The 20,821-nt window shown below is 61.9% G+C and carries 12 protein-coding genes; 2 read left to right on the forward strand and 10 right to left on the reverse strand.

Annotated features, from left to right (window positions below):
- Nucleotides 1-21 precede the first annotated feature (21 nt).
- From ACR3EL_RS03800 to xdhA, 6 genes are all read right to left on the reverse strand, one after another.
- Nucleotides 22-942, reverse strand: coding sequence for an ABC transporter permease (locus ACR3EL_RS03800; RefSeq protein WP_170337474.1), 921 nt, complete (start codon nt 940-942; stop codon nt 22-24).
- A 2-nt stretch (nt 943-944) separates the two neighbouring features.
- Nucleotides 945-2,027 carry an ABC transporter permease gene (locus tag ACR3EL_RS03805; RefSeq protein ID WP_170337792.1) on the reverse strand — a complete coding sequence of 361 codons (1,083 nt, stop codon included), beginning with the start codon at nt 2,025-2,027 and terminating at the stop codon, nt 945-947.
- Between the two features lie 62 nt (nt 2,028-2,089).
- Complete coding sequence (locus ACR3EL_RS03810) at nt 2,090-3,607, reverse strand: ABC transporter ATP-binding protein (protein WP_170337476.1); 1,518 nt, start codon at nt 3,605-3,607, stop codon at nt 2,090-2,092.
- Nucleotides 3,604-4,539, reverse strand: a complete 936-nt coding sequence (xdhC, locus tag ACR3EL_RS03815; RefSeq protein ID WP_170368857.1) for a xanthine dehydrogenase accessory protein XdhC — start codon at nt 4,537-4,539, stop codon at nt 3,604-3,606. The genes ACR3EL_RS03810 and xdhC overlap by 4 nt, the downstream gene beginning before the upstream one ends.
- The gene (gene xdhB / locus ACR3EL_RS03820) at nt 4,539-6,941 is read right to left on the reverse strand and encodes a xanthine dehydrogenase molybdopterin binding subunit (RefSeq protein ID WP_480720498.1); all 2,403 of its coding nucleotides are present in this window, start codon (nt 6,939-6,941) and stop codon (nt 4,539-4,541) included. Before xdhB ends, xdhC begins: the two co-directional genes overlap by 1 nt.
- Nucleotides 6,938-8,299, reverse strand: a complete 1,362-nt coding sequence (gene xdhA, locus ACR3EL_RS03825) for a xanthine dehydrogenase small subunit (RefSeq protein WP_480720500.1) — start codon at nt 8,297-8,299, stop codon at nt 6,938-6,940. Before xdhA ends, xdhB begins: the two co-directional genes overlap by 4 nt.
- A 345-nt stretch (nt 8,300-8,644) precedes the next feature.
- Here xdhA and dnaE point away from each other — a divergent pair, with 345 nt between their 5' ends.
- Nucleotides 8,645-12,145 (forward strand): DNA polymerase III subunit alpha, encoded by a 3,501-nt coding sequence (dnaE, locus tag ACR3EL_RS03830; protein WP_170337480.1) that lies wholly within the window; start codon nt 8,645-8,647, stop codon nt 12,143-12,145.
- A 24-nt stretch (nt 12,146-12,169) separates the two neighbouring features.
- Here dnaE and ACR3EL_RS03835 read toward each other — a convergent pair whose 3' ends face one another.
- The 3 genes from ACR3EL_RS03835 to ACR3EL_RS03845 form a co-directional block, all read right to left on the reverse strand.
- The gene (locus ACR3EL_RS03835; RefSeq protein ID WP_170337481.1) at nt 12,170-16,261 is read right to left on the reverse strand and encodes a translocation/assembly module TamB domain-containing protein; all 4,092 of its coding nucleotides are present in this window, start codon (nt 16,259-16,261) and stop codon (nt 12,170-12,172) included.
- Nucleotides 16,258-17,940: an autotransporter assembly complex protein TamA gene (locus tag ACR3EL_RS03840; protein WP_480656755.1), complete on the reverse strand. Its 1,683-nt coding sequence runs from the start codon at nt 17,938-17,940 to the stop codon at nt 16,258-16,260. Before ACR3EL_RS03840 ends, ACR3EL_RS03835 begins: the two co-directional genes overlap by 4 nt.
- Nucleotides 17,941-18,216: 276 nt before the next feature.
- Nucleotides 18,217-19,440, reverse strand: a complete 1,224-nt coding sequence (locus ACR3EL_RS03845) for a urate hydroxylase PuuD (RefSeq protein ID WP_170337483.1) — start codon at nt 19,438-19,440, stop codon at nt 18,217-18,219.
- A gap of 95 nt (nt 19,441-19,535) precedes the next feature.
- Here ACR3EL_RS03845 and ACR3EL_RS03850 point away from each other — a divergent pair, with 95 nt between their 5' ends.
- Nucleotides 19,536-20,450, forward strand: a complete 915-nt coding sequence (locus tag ACR3EL_RS03850) for a LysR family transcriptional regulator (RefSeq protein ID WP_170337484.1) — start codon at nt 19,536-19,538, stop codon at nt 20,448-20,450.
- 4 nt (nt 20,451-20,454) lie between these two features.
- Here the strand turns inward: ACR3EL_RS03850 and uraH are convergent, their stop codons facing one another.
- Nucleotides 20,455-20,811 (reverse strand): hydroxyisourate hydrolase, encoded by a 357-nt coding sequence (gene uraH, locus ACR3EL_RS03855; protein ID WP_170337485.1) that lies wholly within the window; start codon nt 20,809-20,811, stop codon nt 20,455-20,457.
- Nucleotides 20,812-20,821: the final 10 nt, after the last annotated feature.

Raw genomic sequence — 20,821 nt, forward strand, 5'->3', positions numbered from 1 at the left:
CCAAGTTGGTACAGTTGGCCCCTAGTGCGAGGCGTGGAAGGTCCGGCCCAGTGAGGCAGGTGCGCTGCTCTTGTCGGCCGAAAGGATCACAAGCACAAGGATCGTGATGATGTAGGGCGACATTGCCAGATACTCGACAGGTATGGCAACGCCCGCTGCCTGCAGATTAAGCTGCAAGACCGTGATTCCGCCAAACAAATAGGCACCCAGCAAGGCACGCCACGGTTTCCAGCTGGCAAACACCACCAGAGCCAGAGCAATCCAGCCGACTCCGGCGGTCATGCCTTCGGTCCACTGAGGGACCCGGATCAGGCTGATATATGCACCGCCAAGCCCCGCACAGGCCCCGCCGAAGAGTATCGCCATAATGCGGATCTTGATGACCTTGTAGCCGAGGGCATGCGCTGCATCATGGTTCTCACCCACCGCACGAAGGATAAGCCCGACGCGGGTGTATTTCAGAGTGGCCCATACCGCTGCCGTCAACGCGATCCCGACATAGAGGATCGGATCATGTTGGAACAGGATCGGACCGATGACCGGAATATCGCTGAGCAGCGGGATATGGATGTCCCCCATGCTGGGCGGTTTGATGCCCACATAGCTTTGGCCCAGAAGAGCACTGAAGCCCAAGCCAAACAGCGTCAGCGCAAGACCGCTGGCCACTTGGTTCGCCAACGCGAACTGGGTCAGCAGAACGAACAGCAGCGACAACAGCGCACCGCCAACGGCCGCCGCGACAAAACCCAACCATGGCGAGCCTGTTTCGACCGAGATCGCAAATCCGCTGATTGCGCCCACGATCATCATGCCTTCGACGCCGAGGTTCAGAACGCCGGCCTTTTCGACGACAAGCTCTCCGATCGCCGCGAGCAGAAGCGGGGTTGCGGCAACCATCAACGAGGCCAGCAAAAGAACGGGATTGATTTCTCCAAGGTCCATGGTCACGCCACCTCGCTACGGGCCGCACGGATGCGGTAGTTGGTCAAAAGATCGAAGGCCAGCAGGAAGAACAGAAGCATTCCCTGGAACACCTGGATGGCCGCAGCAGGCAGCCCCAGCTGCGATTGTGCGATTTCGCCACCGATATAGGTCAGCGCCATCAGGCCGCCGGCCAGCAGGATGCCCACCGGGTGCAGACGGCCCAGAAACGCCACGATGATCGCGGTAAAGCCGTAACCCACGTTGAAGTCGATGCTGACCACGCCGGACGGGCCCGAGACCTCGAACATACCGGCAAGACCGGCCAACGCGCCCGACAGCCCCAGGCAAAACAGTATCAGCCGCGGGGGATTCACGCCGGCAAATCGTGCCGCGCGCGGAGCTTCGCCTGTAAGGCGGATGTGAAACCCCAGCATGTGCCGGTTCAGCAGGACATAGGCAAAGATCACCGCGATAAAGGCCGCGACGACGCCCCAGTGCATGCCGGTTCCGGCAAACAGTTCGGCATTGTGGGCACTTTCATAGGACTGCAGGTTGCGCGAGCCGGGAAACCCGAACCCCTCAGGGTTTTTCAGCAGACCCAGCGACATCGAGGCCAGAAACTGCTCGGCCACGTAAACCAACATCAGGGAAACGAGAATCTCGTTGGTTCCAAACCGAACCTTGAGCAGGGCAGGGATCATCGCCCAGATCCAGCCGCCGAACGCGCCGGCGATCACCATGATTGGAAAGACGTACCACGCGTCCAGAGGGTAGAAGGCAAGGCCGGCCGCGGCGCCGAAGATAGCGCCCATGATGTACTGGCCCTCGGCACCGATATTCCAGATACCGGCGCGGAAGCCCAGCGACAGACCGATGGCGATCAGAACCAACGGTGCGCCCTTCACCAGAAGTTGCGGTCGGTAGTAGAATGAGAACTCGCCGAACAGGGGTTCCCAGAAGATGGTTCCGATGGCTTCGACCGGGTTCTTGCCCAGAATTGCAAACAGCAACCCGCCGAAGACCATGGTCGCCAGCACTGCGACCAGAGGGGTGGCATAAGACCACGCCTTGGACGGCTGTGGCCGTTTCTCCAACACTATCATTTGCTCATCCCCCCAAAGTCTTCGTCTTTTTTGGATTCTTGCGCCAGAGGCGGCACCGTAGGTTACACATGGGCCACCTCCATCCCATGCGCGCCGCCCATCATCAGACCGATCTCTTCGACTGTCAGGCCAGTTGTGGGTCGCGGAGCGCTGAGGCGCCCTTCGTTCAGGGCGGCGAAACTGTCGGAGATCTCCATCAGTTCATCCAGATCCTGGCTGATGCAGACCACCGCCGTTCCCTTGGCCGCAAGGTCCAGAATGGCCTGACGGATCGCAGCGGCTGCGGCGGCGTCGACGCCCCAGGTCGGCTGGTTCACGACCAGCACTTCGGGGTTTTGCAGGACTTCCCGGCCGATGACGAATTTCTGCAGGTTGCCGCCCGACAGCGACCGCGCGGCGTTTTCCGGCCCCGGGGTCCGCACGTCGAATGCCTGAATGATCTTTTCCGCAAACACGCGGGTGTCGGCCCATTTCAAAAAACCGTTCTTCTCCAGAGACTCGCGCACCGAACCGGTCAGCAGAGCGTTTTCCGTCAGGCTCATGTCCGGCGCCGCGGCATGTCCCAACCGCTCTTCTGGGGCCGTCAGCACACCCAGTCTGCGCCGGGCCGTCGGGCCCAGTTTGCCGATCGGCTGGCCGTTGAAGCGGATCGCATCCGCGTCCGTCAGGATTTCACCGGACAGAACGCCCAGCAGTTCGTCCTGACCGTTGCCGGCCACGCCGCCGATGCCAAGGACTTCGCCCTTGCGGACGGTCAGGTGCACGTTCTTCAGCGCGGTCCCGAATTCGGAAGGGGACGGAACCGAAAGCCCGGTAACATCCAGCGCGACGGGTCCGAACTCGCGCCCAGACCGTTCAGGGGTCTGAAGGGCTGATCCCACCATCATTTCGGCCATGTCGCGGGCGGATGTTTCGCTGGGTGTGCATTCACCCACATTCTTGCCCAGCCGCAGAATGGTGGCGTGGTCGCACAGCGTGCGGATTTCCTCCAGCTTGTGCGAGATGTACAGGATCGAGGTTCCCTCCGACCGCAGCTTTTTCAGTGTTTCGAACAGGATATCTACCTCTTGCGGGGTAAGAACCGAGGTGGGTTCGTCCATGATCAGCAGCTTGGGGTCCTGCAGCAGGCAGCGGATGATCTCGACCCGCTGGCGTTCACCGGCGGACAGGTCACCAACCCGACGATACGGATCCAGTGGCAGGCCATAGGTCTCCGAGACCTCGCGAATGCGCGAAGCCAGATCACCCATCGGCGGCGGGCTTTCCATGCCCAAGGCGATGTTTTCGGCCACGTTCAGCGCGTCAAACAGCGAAAAATGTTGGAACACCATGGCAATGCCGTCGGCACGGGCCGCGCGCGGCTCGGCCGGCGCATAGGGTTGGCCGCGCAACAGCATCGTGCCGCTGTCCGGCTTGACCAACCCGTAGATCATCTTCACCAGCGTGGATTTTCCTGCGCCGTTTTCGCCCAGCAGGGCGTGAACTTCGCCCTCACCGATGTCAAAGGACACTTGGTCGTTGGCCACGACGCCGGGATAGGCCTTGGTCAACCCCTGCAAGCTCAGTAGTGGAGTGGTCACGCGCTCTGGTCCTTCTTCAAGTCGTTCTGTCGGGCGGGGCGCAGGATTTGCGCTGCCACACCAACTGCGATCATCTGCGGGTGCTTGCCCAACGATGGGTCACCGATCGGGCAGGTGATCCGGGCGATCTGAGCCGGTGAGTGACCCAGCGCAGCCAGGCGCGAGCGGAATCGCGCCCATTTCGTAGCCGAGCCGATCAGCCCGGCAAAGTGAAAACCGTGCGTCAATAGCCGGTTGCACAGTTCCAGATCCAGATTGTGTGAATAAGTCAGCACCAAGTGCTCGGCTTGAACCGGTGCGTGGCGCACGAGGTCGGCCGGGTTCGCTGCCGGAACCACGGTTACACCTGCTGGGATGCCAGCTGGAAACCGGTCGGCGGCGGTGTCTACCCAAGTGATGGCAAGATCGGGGAGAGGCGACAGCACATCCACCAGCGCCCGTCCGACATGACCGGCCCCCCAGATCCACAATTGGCGGGTCGGTGTGTGCACCGGTTCGATCATCCAGCCGTCAAGCAATTGCGGTTCAGGCGCGATACCCTGTGCGCGTGCGGTTGCCAGCAGCCGCTTGACCGACAATGGCATGTCACCACCGGCAGTCGGGCGTGCGATGACGGTATCGTCCAGGGCCTCGACGGATTTCAGGTCATAGACCTCGCTCAGCAGCGTTACGGCACCGCCGCAGCATTGCCCGAGGTCGGGACCCAGCGCATGGCGGGACAGGCGGGTTGGGCTTTGCTGAACCCGGGCGGCCTCAGCCGCCTGATACTCCAGCGTGCCGCCCCCGATCGTGCCGGATTGCCCGCCCTTCCAGACCATCATCGCAGCGCCGACCTCGCGCGGGGACGAGCCTCGGATTGCGGCAATGACCACGCGGGTCACCTTGCCATGCGTCTTGACCGCCTCCCTCAAAGTCTCCCGGTCAAATCCCATCAGGTACCTCCACGCATGCGTTGAATGGCGGTCCAGACCTCTTCGGCGGTGGCCGGGGCATTGATCGCAGGATACCCGTCGCCGCAGGCCGCAACCGCGTTCGACAACGCCAGCCAGGCCGAGATGCCCAGCATGAAAGGCGGCTCGCCCACTGCTTTTGAGCGATAGATGGTGTCTTCGCGGTTCTGACCATCCCAAAGCGCAACGTTGAACACACCCGGTCGGTCCGAACAGGCGGGGATCTTGTAGGTCGATGGCGCATGGGTGCGCAGCCGGCCTTTGTCGTCCCAGACCAGTTCCTCGGTCGTCAGCCAGCCCGCACCTTGCACATAGCCGCCCTCGACCTGCCCGATATCCAGCGCAGGGTTCAGCGAAGCACCCGCATCATGCAGGATATCGGTCCGAAGGATGCGGTTCTCGCCGGTCAGAGTGTCCACGGCGACTTCGGTCACCGAAGCTCCATAGGCGAAGTAGAAGAACGGGCGCCCGCGTCCGGCGATCCGGTCCCACTCGATCTTGGGGGTCTTGTAGAACCCGGTTGCCGACAGGCTGACGCGCCCCTGATAGGCCAGCGCTGCCGCCTCGGCAAAGCTATAGCTTTCCTCGCCCACGCTGACCCGGCCATCGGCAAAGACGACCGCCGTTGGATCGGTCTGATGCCGCTCGGCCAGATAGGCGGCCATCCGGTCGCGGATCGTGTCGCATGCGGCCTTGACCGCCATCCCGTTCAGATCGCTGCCGGACGAGGCCGCCGTGGCCGAGGTGTTCGGCACTTTGGCGGTATCGGTCGCGGTGATCTTCACCATCTCCAGCGGAATGCCGAACCGCGCGGCCGCCACCTGTGCCACTTTCTGAAACAGGCCCTGGCCCATCTCGGTGCCGCCATGGTTCAGATGGACCGAGCCGTCCTGGTAGACATGCACCAGCGCCCCGGCCTGGTTCAGATGGGTGAGCGTGAAGGAAATCCCGAACTTGACCGGTGAAAAGGCGATGCCCTTCTTGATCACGCGGTTCTGGGCATTCCACTTCTCGATCGCCGCCTTGCGGGCTGCGTAATCGCAGGACTCCAGCAAGGCTTCGGTCATGGGATGCAGCTCGAAATCGGCGACTTCCATACCGTAGGGGGTGGTGTTGCCGCCCGCGGGGACAGGGCGCACCACCGAGCGGCCGGTTTCGACCGCGCCGCGGCTGGTTAGATCCTCATGCGGATTCGGATGGCCCAGCGGCTTTTCCCGCACCGGTTCTTCAACGCCTGCATGTGCAGGTTCATAGTAGTTCCGCCGCCGCAGCTCGACCGGGTCTAGACCCAGCACATGCGCGGCGTGATCCATCACCCGCTCGATCCCCACCATGCCTTGCGGCCCGCCAAAGCCGCGATAGGCGGTTGCGGACTGTGTGTTGGTCTTCAGCCGATGGCTCTCGATCCGCGCGTTGGGCAGAAGGTAGGCGTTGTCGGAATGCAGCATCGCGCGGTCGGCGACCGGCAGCGACAGGTCCTGCGCCCAACCGCAGATGGCGTAGTGCAGGAAGGAAACACCCTGAATGTGGCCGTTTTCGTCAAAGCCGGCCTTGTAGCTGATGCGGAAGGCGTGGCGCTTGCCGGTGATGACCATGTCATCGTCCCGATCATAGCGCATTTTGCAGGCTCGACCGGTTGCCCGTGCCGCAACTGCGCAGGCCACGGCCAGCGCGTTGCCCTGGCTTTCCTTGCCGCCGAACCCGCCGCCCATCCGCCGGGTTTCGACCCGCACCGCGTGCATGGGAACGCCCAAAGCTTCAGCCACCTTGTGTTGAATCTCGGTCGGGTGCTGGGTCGAAGAATGCACCAGCATGTCGCTGCCTTCGTTCGGCACTGCCAGCGCCGCCTGACCTTCCAGGTAGAAATGCTCCTGCCCGCCGATCTCGAACGTGCCTTCGATCACATGCGACGCCTGCGCGATGGCGGCATCCGCATCACCCTTGGCATAGATGCGGGGGCCGTCCTCGAACCGGCTGTCTGCGGCCAGAGCCTCTTCGATCGTCAGGATCGGCGTTTCCTCGGCATAGTCGACCTTGCCCAACCGCGCGGCCTTGCGCGCCGCCAGATGGCTGGTGGCGACAACCAGAAACACGGGCTGGCCCACGTAATGAACGGTGCCGTCGGACAGCAGCGGTTCGTCATGGATCGAGGGCGAGACGTCATTGGCAAAGGGCAGGTCCTCAGCGGTCATCACCATCACGACCCCTGGGGCCGCGCGGACATCTGACAGGTCCATCGCCATGATCCGGCCCTTGGCGATCGGGCTTAGGCCGAACGCCAGATGCAACGTGTCCTTGGGGGTCGGAATGTCGTCAACATAGCGGGCGGTTCCCGACACATGCAGGGGTGCGGCGTCATGGGGCAGCGGCTTGGTCACGCTCATGCCGACACCTCCAGCACATTGGTCAGCTCGCCCTGATCTTCTAGGAAATAGCGTTCGAGCATCGCCTTTGCGGTCTCCAGCCGGTAGCGGGCCGAGGCACGCATGTCGCTCATCGGGGAATAGTCCTCGGCAAAGGCCGGCAAAGCACTTTGAACGGTTTCCGCCGTCCACGGGCGACCGGTCAGCGCGGCCTCAACCCGAGTCGCGCGTTTCGGCACACCGGCCATTCCGCCAAAGGCGATCCGGGCTTGCGAGACGACGCCGTCCGAAACGATTATGTTGAAACAGCCGCATACGGCCGAGATATCCTGATCGAACCGTTTGCTCAGCTTGTTGCATTTCAGCCGGTCGGGTTGACGCAGAAAGCTGACCGCTTCCACGAACTCGCCGGGCGCGCGATCCTGCTTTCCATAGTCAATGAAGAAATCTTCGATAGGGATCGACCGCCTCTCGTCGCCCTTGCGCAGGTGCAGGGTGGCCCCCAGCGCGATCAGCGCGGGCGGGTTGTCCCCGATGGGCGAGCCGTTCGCGATATTGCCGCCCACCGTAGCCGCGTGGCGCACCTGCACGCTGGCATAGCGCCGGATCATCTCGGCATAGGACGGATGCAGATCGGCCATCGCCGCGCCCATGCGGTTCATGTCCACCATCGCGCCGATGTGCACCTCGTCTTCGGTGATCGAGATCCCCTTCAGATCGTCGCAGCCGCCCAGAAAGATCACCGGGTCCAGGTTCCGCAGTTGCTTGGTGACCCAGAGGCCGACATCGGTGGCACCCGCGATCAAAGTTGCACCGGGATGGGCGGCAAAGACTTTGGCCAGTTCGTCGGATGACTTCGGCAGAAGGGGCGAGGCCGGCTTGGCCGCAACCGGCTTGTCCTTGACCCAGACCGGCACCGGCTGGTCTTCGACGGCCTTTGCCGCGCGGATGATCGGCGCATAGCCGGTGCAGCGGCACAGGTTGCCGGCCAGTTGCGTGTCGTGATCGGTCGCGCCATTTGCATGGCTCGCCACCATCGACATCACGAAACCGGGTGTGCAGAATCCACATTGCGAGCCATGAAGATCCACCATCGCCTGCTGGACGGGATGGGGCTCGCCGTCGGGCCCGCTCGCCCCCTCGACCGTGCGCACAGCCTTGCCGTGCAGTTGAGGCAGAAAAAGAATGCAGGAATTCTGCGCCTTGGCACCGGCCTCATCCGTAACCATGACCGTGCAGGCCCCGCAATCGCCCTCGTTGCAGCCTTCCTTGGTGCCGGTCAGGCCGCGATCCTCGCGCAGCCAATCCAGCAATGTGGCCGTCGGATCGACATCCGCCAGCTCCACTGTCTCTCCGTTCAGAAGAAACGTGATATTCATTCTTGAAACCCGTCGCCTTACCCGGTTGCGCCCATGGGTGCTCATGTCTCGATGCGACGTAGAGACAGAAGCGGGCTTGTAGCTTGCCTGAAGATGTTAGAAACAGCCTGTGCGCGCTGGCAAGAAAAACTGCCTGCCGAATGTACCATTTCCGATCCCATGCCTTGATATGCACCACGTCATTATTATCTAGGCATCTGAATTGAAAGAGATTTTGGTGTAACGCCGGCGGCGTCGGCTGAAGCACCTTCTGGAATCTCCGAATAATGCGCGGCTATTTTTTCAGCAATCACCCTTAACTGTTCCGTCTTTTTCCCGGGTCGCGAGTGCGATAGCCTGCCTCGTATGAGCAGTACTCCTCGATTCATCCACCTCCGAGTTCACACCGAATATTCCCTTCTTGAGGGGGCGGTGCGCCTGAAGAAACTGCCAACGCTGTGCGAGCAGATGGACATGCCCGCCGTTGCGGTGACGGACACCAACAACATGTTCGCGGCGCTGGAATTCTCGGTCACCGCAAGCGGTGCGGGTGTGCAGCCGATCATGGGCTGCCAGGTTGATCTGGCGTATGTTCAGGCGCAACCGGGGGAAAAACCCAAGCCCCCCGCGCCGATTGTACTGCTGGCACAGTCTGAGACGGGGTACGAGCATCTGATGAAGCTCAGCTCGTGCCTGTATGTGGACAAGGGCGGGCAGTTGCCGCAGGTCACGCTTGAGGAGTTGACTGCGCATGCCGATGGGCTGATCTGCTTGACCGGCGGACCGGATGGGCCCGTGGGCCGCCTGTTGCAGCAGGGCCAGCGTCCGGCGGCCGAGTTGCTGGTCGATCGGTTGGCCGCGATGTTCCCCGATCGGCTTTATATCGAACTGCAACGTCATCCCGGCGAGGATGGTCAGCCCGAGGCCGAGCGCCTGACCGAGCGCGGCCATGTGGAAATGGCCTATGCCAAGAACCTGCCTCTGGTGGCCACCAATGACGTCTATTTCCCGACTTCGGACATGTACGAGGCCCATGACGCCCTGATCTGCATCGCCGAGGGCGCCTATGTCGACCAACAGGAGGGCCGCCGCCGCCTGACCGCGCAGCATTACTTCAAATCGCCGCAGGAAATGGCCACGCTCTTTGCCGATCTGCCCGAAGCGATCGAAAACACGGTCGAGATTGCCAAACGTTGCGCCTTCATGGCCTACAAACGGGATCCGATCCTGCCGAAATTCGCCGATGACGAGGTCGAGGAGCTACGCCGCCAGGCCAACGAGGGTCTGCAGGCCCGACTGGCGGTGATCCCGCACGCTGTCCCACCCGAGGAATACCAGAAGCGTCTGGATTTCGAATTGGACATCATCGAGGGCATGGGGTTCCCCGGTTACTTCCTGATCGTTGCGGATTTCATCAAATGGGCCAAGGATCATGACATCCCCGTCGGTCCGGGTCGGGGCTCGGGCGCGGGCTCGCTGGTGGCCTATGCGCTGACGATTACCGACCTAGACCCGCTGCGTTACAGCCTGCTGTTCGAACGCTTCCTGAACCCCGAACGGGTGTCGATGCCCGACTTTGACATCGACTTCTGCATGGACCGCCGCGAAGAGGTGATCCGGTATGTTCAGCAGAAATACGGCCGCGACAAGGTTGGCCAGATCATCACCTTCGGCGCGCTCCTGTCCAAGGCAGCGGTGCGCGACATCGGGCGGGTGCTGCAGATGCCCTACGGCCAGGTGGATCGCCTGTCCAAGATGATCCCGGTCGAAGGCGTCAAGCCGGTGTCGATCGAGAAGGCCCTGAAAGACGAACCGCGTCTGCGCGAAGAAGCCCGCAACGAAGAGGTGGTCGATCGCCTTCTGACTTACGGCCAGCAGGTCGAGGGGCTGCTGCGCAACGCTTCGACCCACGCCGCCGGCGTGGTGATCGGCGACCGGCCGCTGGACGAGCTGGTGCCGCTCTATCAGGACCCCCGCTCGGACATGCCTGCCACCCAGTTCAACATGAAATGGGTCGAACAGGCCGGTCTGGTGAAATTCGACTTTCTGGGCCTCAAAACTCTGACGGTCATCCAGAACGCTATTGACCTGATCTTCAAGTCCGGGCGGCCATTGCACGTGGCGGCCGACGGTCGGCAACTTTATGAGCCGGCCGAGGGGGCCGAGAACCAGATCAACGCCATCCCGCTGGATGACCCGGCCACTTACAAGCTTTATTCCGCGGCCAAGACCGTGGCGGTGTTCCAGGTTGAAAGCTCGGGCATGATGGATGCGCTCAAGCGCATGAAACCCACCTGCATCGAGGACATCGTGGCGCTTGTCGCGCTCTACCGCCCCGGCCCGATGGAGAACATCCCGACCTATTGCGAGGTCAAGAATGGCCAGCGCAAGATCACTTCGGTCCACCCGCTGATTGACCACATTCTGGAAGAAACGCAAGGCATCATCGTCTACCAGGAGCAGGTGATGCAGATCGCTCAGGTCATGGCGGGCTACAGCCTCGGCGGCGCCGACCTGCTGCGCCGCGCGATGGGCAAGAAGATCAAAGAGGCGATGGACGCCGAACGCCCCAAATTCGAGGCCGGGGCAGCCGCGAACGGGGTAGATGCCAAGAAGGCGTCCGAGGTGTTCGACCTGCTGGAGAAATTCGCCAACTACGGCTTCAACAAATCTCACGCGGCGGCCTATGCGGTGGTCAGCTATCAGACCGGCTGGCTGAAGGCGAACCACCCGGTCGAATTCATGGCCGGTGTCATGAACTGCGATATCCATCTGACCGACAAGCTGGCGATCTATTTCGAAGAGGTCCGCAAGGGGTTGGAACTGCCCTATGTGCCGCCTTGCATAAACCGGTCGCAGGCGACGTTTGATGTGGTGGATGGCAAACTGGTCTATGCGCTGGGCGCGCTCAAGAACGTGGGCGTCGAGGCGATGAACCTCGTGGTGCAGGGCAGGGGCGACAAGCCGTTCGTCAACCTCTTTGACTTTGCCCGCCGGGTCGATCTGAAAAAGGTCGGCAAACGGCCGCTGGAGATGCTGGCCCGTGCGGGGGCCTTTGACGAGCTGGACAAGAACCGCCGCCGGGTCTTCGAAAGCCTGGAACAGCTGGTGCAGTATTCCGCCGCGATCCACGAACAGAAGAACTCGAACCAGGTGTCGCTGTTCGGCGAGGCGGGCGACGATCTGCCCGAACCGCGCCTGTCGAAATCGCCCGACTGGCTGCCCGCCGAACGGCTGAGCGAAGAATTCAAGGCGATCGGCTTCTACCTGTCCGGCCACCCGTTGGACGACTACATGCCGGCCCTGAAACGCAAGCAGGTGATGACGCTGGACGAGGTTACCGAAAAGGCACGCTCGGGTCCGTTGATCGCCAAGATGGCCGGTGTGGTCGCCGGGCGACAGGAGCGGAAATCGGCCAAGGGCAACCGTTTCGCCTTTGCCCAGCTGTCCGACCCGACCGGGGCGTACGAGGTGACGCTGTTCTCGGAAACCCTCGAGAAATCACGCGAATACCTGGAAACGGGCGCGCAGGTCGTGCTGACGGCCGAAGCCACGATGGAGGCTGACCAACTGAAGCTGCTGGCGCGCTCGGTCGGGCCGGCGGATTCAGTCGTGGCCGAGGCCGGCGCGACCGGGCTTCGTATCTTTTTGGACCAATCACAGGCGTTGTCGACGGTCGCCAGCGTTCTCGCGGATGCTGCGGGGGCGGCCAAAAACGCCTCGAAAGGGCCGATCCATTTGTGCCTGCTGGATCCAGGCTTGCCGGGCGAGGTCGAGATGGACCTGGGGCAGGAATTCCCGATCAATCCCCAGATCAAGGGTGCCATCAAATCACTGGATGGGGTCTTGTCCGTCGAAGAAGTCTAGGGTGACGGTCCAGACCGACACGTCTTAGTAGTCACGCTCGAAGAAAATCCCGATGCCGGTATCGCCGCGCCCATCTACGGTGCCGCGCACTGTCACGCTGTCGCTGACGTCCAGGTTCAGGTTCACCTCGGTGTCGCCTTCGGTGTTCACGGTGAAATCGGTGTACAGGTTGTCACTCAGATAAGCGCCGGCGCCCAGACGCCCGCCGCCGCCCTCGGTCGCGCCGACGTCGACGGTATCTACGCCCGTGGCGTCCCGAACGCCCTTGGTGGCATCGCCACCGGCACCGCTCAGCTGGGCCAGCGACGCGGCCATCTGGGCAATGACAAACGGGGACAGTTCGGAAAAGCGGTTGCCGAACAGCAGCATGGCCAGCGCCTCTTCGGCGGGGCGTTCGGGGTCCGAGAACACATCGACTGTCGGAGAATCCAGCGGGCCCGCGATTTCCAACGTCGCGGTTCCATCCGAAGTGCTGGCCGAGGATTCGAACTCGATATACGGCGTCAGGTCGCCCTGCAGGCTGACCACGCCCTTGGTCAGCGCCAGCCTCCGGCCAAGGATGTCCAGATTACCGCGGATCAGTTCGATCTGGCCCGATGGGATGACGGATTTGGTGGTGCCCTTGATGAAGATCGCACCGCCCAATTCAGCATTCACACCGCGGCCCCGCACGAAAACCGCCTTGGGGGCCAACAGGCTGATGTCGAGAGAGATGCGAGAGTCCGATTGCGACGTTTCCTCTTTTTCAACCAACTGCGCCCGTTCCCGAGTGACGTAGCTGGCATTGCTTTCGTTCACGTGTTCGATCTTCGGGATCGGCGCGGCCCCCACCGCGCCAGATGCCGCGGCCAGGTTGATATTGGTCTCGCCAAATGTGATCTGCCCGGCCAGCGAACTGTTCCCCGCCAAAGCGCCCGTCATAGCGATCTGGCCGTTCAACGTGGTCTCGTACAAAAGATTGTCGGTCAGGACGAGATTGTTGATTGCAGTTGTGATCTGCGCGTTGAACGGCGGTGTAAGGTCGACCGGGCCACTGACCGTAAATCCGCCTCCGGCGCGCATGCCGCCGCGCATCGAAATCGTTGCGCGGCTGTTGGCAAGGTCTACAGTTCCGCCGATATCGGTGATGGTCTGCCCAACGCTGGGGATCGCCATCGACGTCCCTGAGGTGGTGATCTGACCACTCAGCGACTCCAGCGCCGGCTTGCCCTTCAACGCCAGGTCGAACCGGGCCGATCCGTCGATCTTGTTGGGCGTGATGAAGATGTTTGCAATGCCCAAATTGACGCCGCCCTGTGCGGAGATGTCGGCATTGCCCGAGGCTTCGTCGTAGGTTCCCTTGACTGCACTGCTGATCTCGGCCGGTCCGGCGGCATTGGCATCAATGGTCCACACGCCGTTCTGGCGCGTTGCATTGCCTTTCGCCGTCAAGCTGCCCGGAAACTCGGGCGCAAAACGTTCGACCCGATCAAACTTGGCGTCAAAGTCCAGGTCAGCCGAGCCATCCGTATTTACGCTGCCGACAAGATTGGCATAGGACGTCTCCGGGCCGGTCACTCTGACCGTGCCCTCGACACCGCTGGATGTGGGGGCCACATTCCCGTTCACCTTCAGCGGTCCCGTCAGGGTCTGTGAAACCCGGGCGAGGTCGTCCAACGCGGCGGAGAAGCTCAGCCCGCCGCTTTCGCGGCTCAAGATGCCGGATGCGTTGGCGGACAAGGCTGTCCCTGCAAGCCGGAAGTTGCGGATGTTCAACCCTTCCTCGCCGTTCGATGCGTCGACTGTCAGCGTCGTCTGTCCGGGGATCAGCGCATCCACCGCTTGGATTCCGGTCAAGATGTCCTCTGCATTGATTTTGCCCTGCACGTCGAAGACTTTGCTGCCACGGGCCCCTCGACCGGTCACATCCGCCGTGACCGCGCCCGCCAACGTACGGCCTGCCAGTCCGGAAAAGACGGACAGGTCGGGGGCATTGACCTGCGCCTGACCGTCAAAGGCCAGGTTTCCGGTCGGATCGTCGATGGTTGCCGCGACTTGGGCACTCAGCGTGGCTGCGTCAACGGTCGCCTTGCGGATTTCGATCCGGTCACCGGTGCGGGCCCCGTCGAAGTTCAGGACAACGCGGCCGGTCACAAGCGGATCCACCTGATCCAGCCCGGTTTGCAGGTCTGTAGTCGTCACCTGCGCAGTGCCATCAAACTCAAGGGTCTGCACGGTGCCTTTGCCATCCACCTGGGCCTGAACGGCCCCCGCAAGGTCGCGCTTGGCGAGGCCGGAGAATACAGAGAGGTCCGAGGCATTCACCCGGGCCTGGCCGTCGATGGTCAGATTGCCGTTCGGAGTGGTGACCGCGCCATCCGCCCGTGCGTTCAGCGTTTCGCCGTCGATGGTGAAAGCGCGGATCAGGATGCCGTTTGCATCCCTCTTGGCGTCCAGCGTGATGTCCGTCTCGCCCGCGATGATGGGGTCGATATCGTCCCGACCAGTGGACAGGTTTTGTCCGGAAACGGCCAGCTTGCCGTCAAAACTGCCCTCCAACGGCGAGCCCGCCCCCTCGACCCGGACCGATGCCCGGCCGCCCAGATCCAATTTGGCGACCTCAGAGAACCGAGACAGATCGGACGCCTGCATCGTTGCCGATCCGTCAATCTTCAGACCGCTTTCAAGCCCGCTGACGACAGCATCGGCGGTCGCTGAATAGTCGGTTCCCCCAAGTTCGAAACCCGAGAGTCGGAGCGATTTGTCCCGTCCGTATTCGAACAGGCCATCAAGGGTTACGCGATCGCCCACCGCTGTGTTCAGAGCAGGATCAGCCAAGTCCAAACCATCCAGAGAGGCTTGAAGATCCCCAGTCAGGTCCAGACCGCCGATCTGAGTCAGGGTGCCCTGTGCGGTCACCCGCGTGTGCGCAATCTGGACTTGGGGTGTGACAACATTCTCGGTCGTCAGGCTCAGGTCCCAATGATTGCCGTTCTCGTGGTCGAACAGGGCAGAGAGCTGTGCGGCCTTGACAGATGTGTCTCCTCCACCGAATGGCAGGACCACGTCGTCCCCGGCCGGCGGCGAGATCCTTGCCTGGACGGCTGCCAGTTGCAGCGCCCCGCCTGTTCCAAGGCTGAGCTGCGCTTCCAGTTTCAAAGCTTCGGACGTGATGTCCGCCTCGGTAATCTCCAGCGCACCTTCGGCTCCGGTACGGCCATCGACATACAGACGTGTATCCGTACCGAAGAAGGTATCCATGTTGGCGGCCAAAAATGGGGTCAGGTCGCCGCCCAAGTCGGCGGTAAAGGCAATGCCTTCGTCTGCCGCCCCTTCCGTCTTTTCTATCCCGCGCAGGCGCACCTGGCCCGAGACACGGTCGACATTGTCACTGCTCAGCCCGATATCCGCCGTGAAATCGGTGATCGGACCGGACCCTTTGGCCGTCAGGCCGATGGGTGGGCTGTCCGGTATTTTCAATGCGGTCGAAATCAACCCGCCTGACGCCTCGGAGACGGTCAGGTCCAGGTCGATTTGTCGGCTTTCGTTCTGGAAACCAGCCACAAGATTTATCTGATCTCCGGCCCGGTCCAACCGGTTGATGTCCAGCTTGGTGTCCAGCGCGCCATCGGCCAGATTCAGGTTTCCGTCCACTGAAAGGTCTGCTGCAACGCCTATCAGCGGTTCGCCCAGGGACAACTCGTTGACGCGCAGTTCACCGATCTCGATCGCCACGGGCAGTTCGGGCAGTTGAAAGGGTTCGGTCTCGGCGGTGGCGGCCGGTTCGTCTGTGGTGGTCTTGCCGGGTGCGCGTGCGATGTCGATTTCTTCGGCGGTCAGGGCGTTCACGGAAAACCGGCCGCGGATCAGGGCCAGCCGGTTCCAATCCAGCTCGGCGTTTTTGATGGTCAGCCAGACTCCTTCGTCGTCGGCCACCGTGATCTCCTGGATGCGTGCGCGAGAGCTCAGCGCGCCCTCCAGCCCGATGACCCGGATATTGCGGTTGTCCCCGGATAACGTGTTCTGCAGGAAATCGGTCAGCAGACCGCCACTCTCTTCCTCTTGCGCGGCCACGGGGCCGGACAGGGCAAAGGCGGTTGCCCCGACCGCCAGAGGATATGAAAGGTAGCGCCTCAAAATGCTTGCCCGATCCCGATATAGAACTGCAGCCCGTTGCCCGTGTCACCTTGCACAGGCACCGCCAGGTCCAGCCTTAGCGGGCCGAAGCCGCCCAGATCGTACCGAACGCCAAGGCCCGCGCCCGCGTGGTACTCGGCGCCACTGCCAATGAACGAAGACGTGTCCACGATACCGTAGTCGTAAAACCCAACAAGAGACAGCTTTTCAGTGACCTTGCCGCGCACCTCGCCCGACAGGCCAAGAAAGGACTTGCCGCCGGCAATGCCCGTGCCGACGGGGACACCAAGGCTTTCATAGGGCTGACCGCGAACGGTGCCCGCGCCGCCGGAGAAGAACAGGAAATCCGGTGTGACACCATCCGCCGGGGGGCCGAGTATCGATCCAAGTTGCACCCGCCCGGCCAGCACGATCCGGCCGCCAGTGCCCAGGCTGGTATAGGCGCGACCGTCGAAAAACAGGCGCAGCCCGGTATCCGTGCCCGAGATGCCGACAAAGGGCATGAACTGGCTGTCCAGGTAATACCCGCGGGTGGCGCTGACCTTGCTGTCGCGTTTGTCCCACTCGGACCGGAACGGAATGATGAAATACCGGAACTTGCGGCCGTCACCATAGGCGTCGTCAGCGTTCGAGAAGGAAAAGCCCACAGCCGCCTCGGCATACAACTCGTCCGAGAATGTCCGCCGTGCACCATAGGTCAGCGAGGCAACCGACACGCTGTAATTGTCGGTGTTTCGGCGCTCGAGCAGCGCGCTCCAGAAGGTGTTGTCGTCCGGGCCCAGTCGGTCGGGCTGATCCAGACGCAGACCCAACCGCCCGTCGATATCCTCAGACCCGCCGATGTTTCGGATGGCGGCCTCAAAGCGTAGCCGCTGGGCGCGCCGGAACACGTTGCGGTGGGTCCAGGTGGCGGTCAGGTCGAGACCATCGCGCGAGGCCAGTTCGACCCCAAACGTCAGGCGGCGTTTGGGCAAGTCCTCGAAGGTGGCGTCGAAATCCAGCGTGCCGTCCGGGTTCGGCGTGTCCCGTTCCTGGATCGAGACGGTGCTGAACGTACCAGTCCGCCGCAGCCGTGTGCCGACCTTTTGCAACTTTTCGGGCGAGTAGACCTCGCCCGACGGGAAACCGGCGATTTTCTCGATCGAACTGTGGCGGACATCGGTGCCGCCTTCGATATACATCTTGCCGAACTTCAGGCGCGGCCCCTGATCCAGGTCGATCCGGGCGTCCAGCTGGGCCTGTGCGTGCCGGGCGATGATCTGTTGATCGCGCAGTTTCGCTTTGGCGTGGCCCGCGTCCTTCCAGGCCTGAATCCCGGCCGAAGTCGCCTGTTGAATGGCGCCGGTCGTGGCCAGCTTGCCGGGGGCAAACTCTTCGGGCAATTCCGTATCGGGGGCCAAAGGCTGAACGACTGCGGTTCCGAAATTGTACGCTTTGCCGGGGCGAATGGTGATCGTTGCCCGATTGATCTGCGCAGGAACGCTCAGCGAGCTGAGATCTGCCGCTTCTTTCCCGTCCAGCTTGATGCTGACCGACGGGCCGAAATATCCGGCATCATAGAGGATTTGTACGATCGTTCGGTAATCCGACAACGCGGCTGACAGAACTTCAAGCGGCGTGTCCAGCCCCCGGTTGTCGGCAGTCATGACCGAGGACGTTTCCTCAATCTGCTTTTTCAAGTCGTCCGACAATCCTGGCGCTGCAAGCGATGTTTCCAGTGCCATCGCACAGGTCGGGGCGAGGGCAAAAAACACACCCGCACACCAGTTCTTCAGACCGCCCCTACGTCTGCTCGCCTGCATCAAATGGCTCCACCTGTCCCGGGCCGCATTGATTTGCGCTGCTTGTCGCGGCGCCGCGATCCCTTGGAAACAGTTAGATCATCTCAAACCGCTCAGGCAAATAAATAAACGCGGATTTCCCAGTTCCCATGCGAAGTTGTGGAAAAGCTGCCGCTACAGGCCCGCGTTTCGGAACCAGCGGATAATGGCCTCGCGGTCTTCGGGTTCCATATAGGTGACGTTGGCCGGCGGCATCGCGTGGCTGACTCCAGCCTGCAGATAGATTTGCTCGGCATTGCGCGCGATGTCACCTTCGGTTTCCAGAAGAACACCCTTGGGGGCCCAGAGGATTCCGTCCCAGACGGGCTCGCGCGCGTGACACATGGAACAGCGCCCCAAGACTACGTCATGGGCTTCTTCAAAGCCGCTGGCCTGCACAAAGCGCTCCTCGAACTGTGTCAGGGGCTGCGCCTCGGCCTCTTCCAGCGGTTTGTACATCGGCGCAGTGGACAGCCACATGATGGCGATGAACAGCAGGGCCGTCACAAGCCAGGTCCAGGTCGGGTTGCCGGCCCGGGCGTGGCGTGTGTTGAAATAGTGCCGGATGGTGACGCCCATCAGGAACACCAGCGCCGCGATGATCCAGTTGTATTCGGTCGCAAAGGCCAGCGGGTAATGGTTCGACAGCATCAGGAAAACGACCGGCAGTGTCAGATAGTTGTTGTGGGTCGAGCGCAGCTTGGCGATCTTGCCGTATTTCGGGTCGGGGGTGTGGCCGTTTTTCAGGTCATCCACCACGATCCGTTGGTTGGGCATGATGATGAAAAACACATTGGCCGTCATGATCGTGGCGGTGAAGGCGCCCAGATGCAGCATCATCGCGCGGCCGGTGAAGATCTGATTGTAGCCCCAGCCCATCGCCACCAGCAGAACGAACAGCAGCAGCATAAGCAGGGTCGGGCGCTCGCCCAGCCCCGATTTGCACAGGAGGTCATAGATCAGCCAGCCCACGGTCAGCGACGCCGCCGAGATCAGGATGCCCTGCCACAGTGCCAGATCGGCCTTCTGTGCGTCGATCAGATACAGCTCGCCGCCCACCCAGTAGACGATCATCAGCAGGGCCGCGCCGCTGAGCCAGGTTGCATAGCTTTCCCATTTGAACCAGGTCAGGTGGTCGGGCATCCGCTCGGGCGCCACGAGGTATTTCTGGATATGGTAGAAGCCGCCGCCATGCACCTGCCATTCCTCGCCATCAGCAGGACCGGGGATGTCGCGGTTCAGGCCGAGGTCCAGCGCGATGAAATAGAACGACGATCCGATCCAGGCGATTGCCGTGATGACATGCAGCCACCGCACCGCAAATGCCATCCAGTCCCAGAACACGGCGAATTCATACATGCAAAGCTCTCCGATTGCTTGCCGACACACTAGGCAAACGGGGTTTTCTTCGGTATTCCCGTATATTGTCAAACTGTATCAAAAAAAACGATAAGATGTCCTATCTCGACAATATCCGTACCTTTGTCCGGGTCTATGATCTTGGCAGCATGTCCGCGGCCGGACGCGATCTGCGAATCTCGCCAGCGGTGACTTCGGCGCGGATTTCCCAGCTCGAAGATCATTTGGGTGTGCGATTGTTCCAGCGTACCACCCGAAACCTCAGCCCGACCGAGCAGGGCCGGGCGTTCTACCCCGGTGCGGTTGCGGTTCTGGATGCCGTGAACGAGGCCGAGGCGCAGGTCGTGCACCTGACCGAAGCGCCCCGGGGGTCGCTTTTTGTAGCGGCTCCACTGGGGGTCGGGCGACGGCTGTTGGCCCCTCAAGTGCCGGAATTTCTTGCCGACTACCCCGAGATTGACGTGCGGCTGCGTCTGACGGACAGGTCTGTTGATCTCACGACCGAAGGGCTGGATCTGGCGTTCTTCATCGGTCAACCCGAAGACAGCACATTGCGAATCCGCAAAATCGCGGATTGCCAGCGCGTCTTGTGTGCTGCGCCAGACTATGTTGCGCGCCGGGGCATGCCCCGGACCGGGGCGGAGCTGATCTCGGACCGGCACGAATGTCTGAATCTGCGATTCCCCGGAGCAACCGAGTTCCAATGGCTGCTGCAGACAGCCGAAGGACCCAAACGGTTTGCGGTGTCCGGGCGGTTCGAGTGCGACGATGGCGATGTTCTGACTGATTGGGCGCTGGCTGGGCAGGGGATCGCGATGAAACCCGTTTTTGAAGTGGCCGAGCATCTCAAGGCCGGGCGATTGGTGCCCGTTGCCGTCGACACGCCACCGGTTTCGGTCCAGATGGCGTGTCTCTACACGCATCGGCGTCATCAGGACCCCAAGGCGCGCCTGTTCATGGATTTCATGATCTCGCGGATCGGCGACGTGGTGCGGACGTCGCAGGTCTAAGGGGTCAGCTGCCCCGGTAGGTCGAATACCCGAATGGCGACAGTAAAAGCGGCACGTGGTAATGCGCCTCGGGGTCGGACATGCCAAACCGGATCGGTATTTGATCAAGGAAAAGAGGGTCCTCAACGGCTTGTCCGGAGGCACGTAGGTAGTCCCCCGCAAAGAAGATCAACTCGTAGATACCGGTCTTGAAAGTCTTTTCCGGCAGGATGGGACTGTCGGTGCGCCCGTCCGCGTTGGTTTCCATCTCAACCAGTTTCCGGTGCGAATTGCCGGACACCCGGTACAACGCGATTTTCAGCCCGTCGGCCGGACATCCGCGCGCCGTGTCCAGAACGTGGGTCGTCAGATAACCTGCCACGAGTTGCTCC

This window comes from Ruegeria sp. BJ3, assembly GCF_056535665.1.

Coding starts and splice junctions, on each gene's coding strand:
- ACR3EL_RS03850 (WP_170337484.1), top strand. CDS start 19,536: ATGTCCTATCTCGACAATATCCGTACCTTTGTCCGGGTCTATGATCTT.
- xdhB (WP_480720498.1), bottom strand. CDS start 6,941: ATGAGCGTGACCAAGCCGCTGCCCCATGACGCCGCACCCCTGCATGTG.
- ACR3EL_RS03845 (WP_170337483.1), bottom strand. CDS start 19,440: ATGTATGAATTCGCCGTGTTCTGGGACTGGATGGCATTTGCGGTGCGG.
- ACR3EL_RS03805 (WP_170337792.1), bottom strand. CDS start 2,027: ATGATAGTGTTGGAGAAACGGCCACAGCCGTCCAAGGCGTGGTCTTAT.
- dnaE (WP_170337480.1), top strand. CDS start 8,645: ATGAGCAGTACTCCTCGATTCATCCACCTCCGAGTTCACACCGAATAT.
- xdhC (WP_170368857.1), bottom strand. CDS start 4,539: ATGGGATTTGACCGGGAGACTTTGAGGGAGGCGGTCAAGACGCATGGC.
- xdhA (WP_480720500.1), bottom strand. CDS start 8,299: ATGAATATCACGTTTCTTCTGAACGGAGAGACAGTGGAGCTGGCGGAT.
- ACR3EL_RS03800 (WP_170337474.1), bottom strand. CDS start 942: ATGGACCTTGGAGAAATCAATCCCGTTCTTTTGCTGGCCTCGTTGATG.